The sequence below is a fragment of the Protofrankia sp. CiP1_Cm_nod3 genome (assembly GCF_982290655.1).
The window spans coordinates 6,970-11,829 of sequence record NZ_CEVIVD010000148.1; the positions used below are offsets into that span (position 1 = coordinate 6,970).

General features: G+C 67.3%; 4 protein-coding genes. 2 read left to right on the plus strand and 2 right to left on the minus strand.

Annotated features, from left to right (window positions below; all coding sequences use genetic code 11):
• On the minus strand, window positions 1–434 hold a 434-nt coding region (locus AC5LUJ_RS20395; protein WP_493465535.1), incomplete at its 3' end, for a PaaI family thioesterase.
• A 296-nt stretch (window positions 435–730) separates the two neighbouring features.
• Between AC5LUJ_RS20395 and AC5LUJ_RS20400 the strand changes: the two genes are divergently transcribed.
• Window positions 731–1,381, plus strand: coding sequence for a TetR/AcrR family transcriptional regulator (locus tag AC5LUJ_RS20400; protein WP_250285684.1), 651 nt, complete (start codon window positions 731–733; stop codon window positions 1,379–1,381).
• A gap of 251 nt (window positions 1,382–1,632) precedes the next feature.
• Here AC5LUJ_RS20400 and hpnH read toward each other — a convergent pair whose 3' ends face one another.
• Window positions 1,633–2,637, minus strand: coding sequence for an adenosyl-hopene transferase HpnH (gene hpnH / locus AC5LUJ_RS20405; protein WP_250285685.1), 1,005 nt, complete (start codon window positions 2,635–2,637; stop codon window positions 1,633–1,635).
• A gap of 1,156 nt (window positions 2,638–3,793) precedes the next feature.
• On the opposite strand from hpnH, the gene AC5LUJ_RS20410 reads away from it, so the two are divergent.
• Window positions 3,794–4,860, plus strand: a 1,067-nt coding sequence (locus AC5LUJ_RS20410) for a serine/threonine-protein kinase (RefSeq protein WP_493465536.1), incomplete at its 3' end; no start/stop codon positions are given.

Consider the following 4,860-nt stretch of genomic DNA (forward strand, 5'->3'; position numbering starts at 1 on the left):
GTGACCCAGCCGTGCGCGGTCAGTTCGGCGGGACGACCGCTGACCACCCGTACCGGGCGAAGATAGTTGACCTTGATTTCGATGGATGTGTACCCGGAGCCGGCCGGCAGCGTCGTGTGCACGGAACATCCGGTGACCGTGTCCAGCAGGGTGCAGACTAGGCCGCCGTGAACCGTGCCGAGAGGATTGTAGGCGGACTCGTCCGGAAGGCATCGGAAGACGACGTCGCCTTCGGTGACCTCGTCTATCCTGAAGTCGAAGTGAGCGGTGATCGGCGGGGGCGGCACCCGGCCGTCCCGGATCGCCAGGAGAAAGTCCAGGCCGCTCATCGTCCGCCCCACCGCGGCGGTAGGCAGTGGATCATGCCAGGTGACGGTCTTGCTGCGTGGCTCGCCCCAGGCCGAGGCCGTTGCGGGCGGCTCGATTGTCGTCATGATGCCGAGAGTAGAGCGTATCCGATGGATGTCGGCCCGATGGATGCCGCATCCGGTGGACGCCGGCCAGATGGATGCCGGTCGATGTGGGCGGCCGTGATTGCGCAGCGGTCGCGCGGATCCGGCACATGTGCGAGCGTGGGCGCATCCCGAAGGAGAGCGGCCGTAGCCTGGCGATGGCGTGACCGGTGGATAGCGTTATATCATTAAAAGTATTTGACAGGCTCCGACGCAGTGACAAATATTCCTACGGCTTGACTCACTCATTAGAGGACTGAGTGCAACATAATCGACGAATGACCAGAGCCAGCGGGAGCGAGCATCCAGCCGCCACCCGCCAGGCTCTCCTGGCCGCCGCCCGGCTGCGGTTCGGCACCCAGGGCTACGCCGCCACCGGCACCGAGGAGATCGTGGCCGATGCGCAGGTGACCCGCGGTGCTCTTTATCATCATTTTCGCGACAAAGCGGACCTTTTCGGCGCTGTCATGGAGCAGGTCGCGCTCGAGGTCGCCGAACAGCTCGTGACCACCGAACTCAGGCGGGCCACGGACGAGTCGGACACGGACGCCTGGGAACAGCTACGCGCCGGGTTCCAGTCCTTCCTGGACATCTGCACCGACAGCGACTTCCAGCGCATCGTTCTGGTCGACGGCCCGGCCGTGCTCGGGCATGACGCGTGGGACGTCCTGGTCGAGCGTTACGGCTACCGGCTGCTCGCCGAATGGCTGGCCCGGGCCATCGAGGAGGGGCGGATCGACCCGCTGCCCGTCATGCCTCTCACCCGGGTGCTGGCGGCCGTCCTGTCCGAGGCAAGCCTGTTGATCGGCCGGGCCGGTGACCCGGCGCGGGCGCGCCAGGCGCGCCAGGAGGCGGGCGAGGTGCTGGACCGCCTGCTGGTCGGTCTGGAGGCGAAGAACGGCCTGGTGGCGAAGGACGCCGTTTCGTAGGCCGTCCCCACGAGCCGCGGGCCATCTTCAGGGGCCACGCACCGCCGTTCTCGCACCGGCCGCCGAATGACCCACGCACGGCAGGGGCCGGCCACGATCGACGCGGCCGGCCCCTGCCTGAAAAACATGTCCGGATATAAAAAACTACATTCAGGGCAACGGTTGTTCGCCGATGGGTAGTCGTCCACCGATGGGCGACCACCCATCGGTGGACGACTACCGACCACACCGGCCGGACACCGCTGCCGGTCTCAGACGCTGCGCATGGCGCGCAGGGACTCCTTCAGCGAGGACGTGGTGGCGAGCACCGCGGAGGTCTCGTAGCCGCAGTGCGCCATGCAGTTCGCGCAGCGCGGGTCCTTGCCCCGGCCGTAGGCGTCCCAGTCGGTGGTCTCGACCAGCTCCTTGTAGGAGGAGACGTAGCCGTCGCTCATCAGGTAGCAGGGCTTCTGCCAGCCGAAGAGCGAGTAGCTCGGGATGCCCCACGCGGTGCAGGAGAGATCGCGCTTGCCCTCCAGGAAGTCCAGGAACACCGGCGAGTGGTTCAGCCGCCACTTGGCACGCCGGCCGTCGGCGAAGACCTTGGAGAACAGCTCGCGGGTCTGCGTGACCCCGAGGAAGTGCTCCTGGTCGGGTGCCTTCTCGTAGGCGTAGGCGGGCGAGAGCTGGATCTGGTCGACCTTCACCTCGTCGTTGAGGTAGGCCAGCACGTCGATGACGTCCTGCGGGCTGTCGTTGTTGAAGAAGGTGGAGTTGGTGCCCACCCGGAAGCCCGCGGCCTTGGCCTCCGCGATCGCGGCGATCGCCTCGTCGAAGGTACCGTTCTTCTCCACCACCGCGTCGTGCCGCTCCCGCAGCCCGTCGATGTGGACGATGAAGGTGAAATACGGCGACGGTGTGAACTTCGCCATCTTCTTACGGAGCAACAGCCCGTTGGTGCACAGCAGGACAAACTTCTTGCGGGCAATGAGCTGACGAACGATCTCGTCGAGCTGCGGGTGCATCAGCGGCTCACCGCCGGCGATCGCGACCACCGGCGCGCCGCACTCCTCCACGGCGGCCATGGCGTCCTCGACGCTCATCCGCTGCTTGAGCACGGAGGCCGGGTGCTGGATCTTTCCGCAACCGGTGCACGACAGATTGCACGCGAACAGGGGCTCAAGTTCGAGAACAAGCGGGAAGTGCTTGCGCCGCAGCACTTTCTGCTTGGCCAGGTACATCCCGATCCGCAACGAGTAGCGCCACTCCACCGCCACGGCAATACCGTCCTTCGGCGTCGACGTCGTACGGCCGTACGGCCGCTCCACCACAAGAACATACAGGGTGTACGTACAGCTTGTATGTCCGTCGTGGACGTCGGATCGGCCACTGTCCGCCCGGGGCGGGCCGGGTGGCCCCTGTGGCAACGGCATCCGTCGCCACAGGTCAGCGGGATTGTCATGCGGCCACGTCGGCAACCGGACAGATCACCTGTCACGCGTCCGACAACACTCGGGGCGCGCCCGGCCGGGCCGGAGGGCACTCCCGCGGCGGACCTGACAGCCCGCCGGCCGGCGCTGGCCACCGGCGGCGGCGACCATGCCCGGAGGGCCCGAAGGCCTCATCGGCACGGTCCCGCGGCCGCGACGCGGCGGGTCCCGGGACCCGCCGCGCACCCGGATATGAGCATCCGGACGTGAGCACCCGGACGTGAGCATGGCCACCTGCGCGAAATGTGAGCACGGTCACCACGAACGCGGCATCGCGCATACGCCCCTGTGAACAACGCCGCCCCGTGAACAACGCTGCCCCGTGAACAACGTGGCGCTGTGAACAACGTGGCACTGTGAACATGGACACTCCGGAGAACACGGACACCACCGGACACGACGGCGTGAGTATGGTCACCCACGGAACATGACAGCCCCGGAAACCATCAACTTCGGAAACCATCAGAAGTGGATCAGTTGCGTCCGCAACACGTCCCACTCCTTTTCGGTTTATTAGGACAACGATTTGACCAGGACGACGGTTTAGCCGACGGGCCGCACGGCCGGGAGCAGCCCCGGCCCGCCTGCCGAGCGGGCCGCATGCCCGCCGGATCCCGGCCGGGCAGCCACCCGAACGCCGGACGAGAGGTTATCTCAGTCACAGAATTCCCCGGGATGGAACGCATACCATCGCCATGGAACCCGTACTTCCCCAAATCGGTGACGGATGGCCCGCGTCGCCGGCCCATCATAATTCCTGGTGGAACCCGGCGGAAGTTGCGTGGGCCCCACCGGCGGGCCGGCGAAGCCGTCAGCCAAAGGGCAGCGGTCCCGACGCCTAATATCAGCGGAAAGCAACAGGACATCGGCACGGAGGCCACATGGGGTTGAGCACGTGTTGCGCGGCGAGCGCGAAGGCGGGCGTATGACACCAGGCGGGCACTTGGTCACGCACCTGGTCGGCGAGCGGTTCCAGCTCGTCGAGCGGCTCGGCTCGGGCGGGATGGGGACGGTCTGGCGCGCGTTCGACACCGACAGCAATGTCGAACGCGCGCTGAAAGAGATCCGTATTCCTGACCATCTCCCGGCCCGTGACCGCGAGATGCTGATCGAGCGTGCCCGCCGCGAAGCGCGTAATGCCGCCCGGCTCGGCGTCCATCCCCATGTGGTCACCGTTCACGACCTGGTCGAGGACAACGACACGCGGTGGATCGTCATGGACCTGGTATCCGGATGTTCACTGGCAACAATGATCACACGCGACGGCGCGCTGGACGAGCGGGAAGTGGCCCGGATAGGCATCGCCCTGCTGGACGCGCTGGCGCACGGTCACCGCAAAGGCGTTCTGCACCGGGACGTCAAGCCGTCGAACGTTCTGATCACCGCTGACGGGACCGTGCGGCTCACGGATTTCGGGATCGCCGTCTACGAGACCGATCATCGGATCACCGCCGCCGGCGGCCTGGTCGGCACCCCCGCCTACATGGCTCCCGAACGCATCCGCGGTGAGGACGGCGGGCCCGCCAGCGACCTGTTCTCGTTGGCGACGACCCTGCTGCACGCTGCGGAGGGCATCTCCCCGTTCGGGCGGGATACCACCTTCGCCACCATGCACGCCGTGGTCTACGAGGCCCCGACCGTACCGACGCGGGCCACCCGGGCCTACTCGGTGCTCAGCCCGATCCTGGCCAAGGAACCGTCCGCCCGCCCGCCGGCGGAGCGGATCCGCCGGCAGCTACAGGCTCTGCTGCGCGCCGCACGGCCGGGCCCGCTGCTGGTCCCGAACGACTGGCCGGCCACGAGCGTCGCGCCGACGACCAACGCCTGGCCGGCCGCGCGAGCCTTCTACGAGGCCCCGACCATGTCCTGCGCGCCGATCGACCGGCCGTATCCCGGTGACTACGAGCACACCGTCCACGAGCTCGACACGATCGGCATCGAACTGCCGGCCACCGACGCGGCGCAGCCCACCCCGTGGCGGGAGGCGGCGCCACGGCGGGCACATGCCGA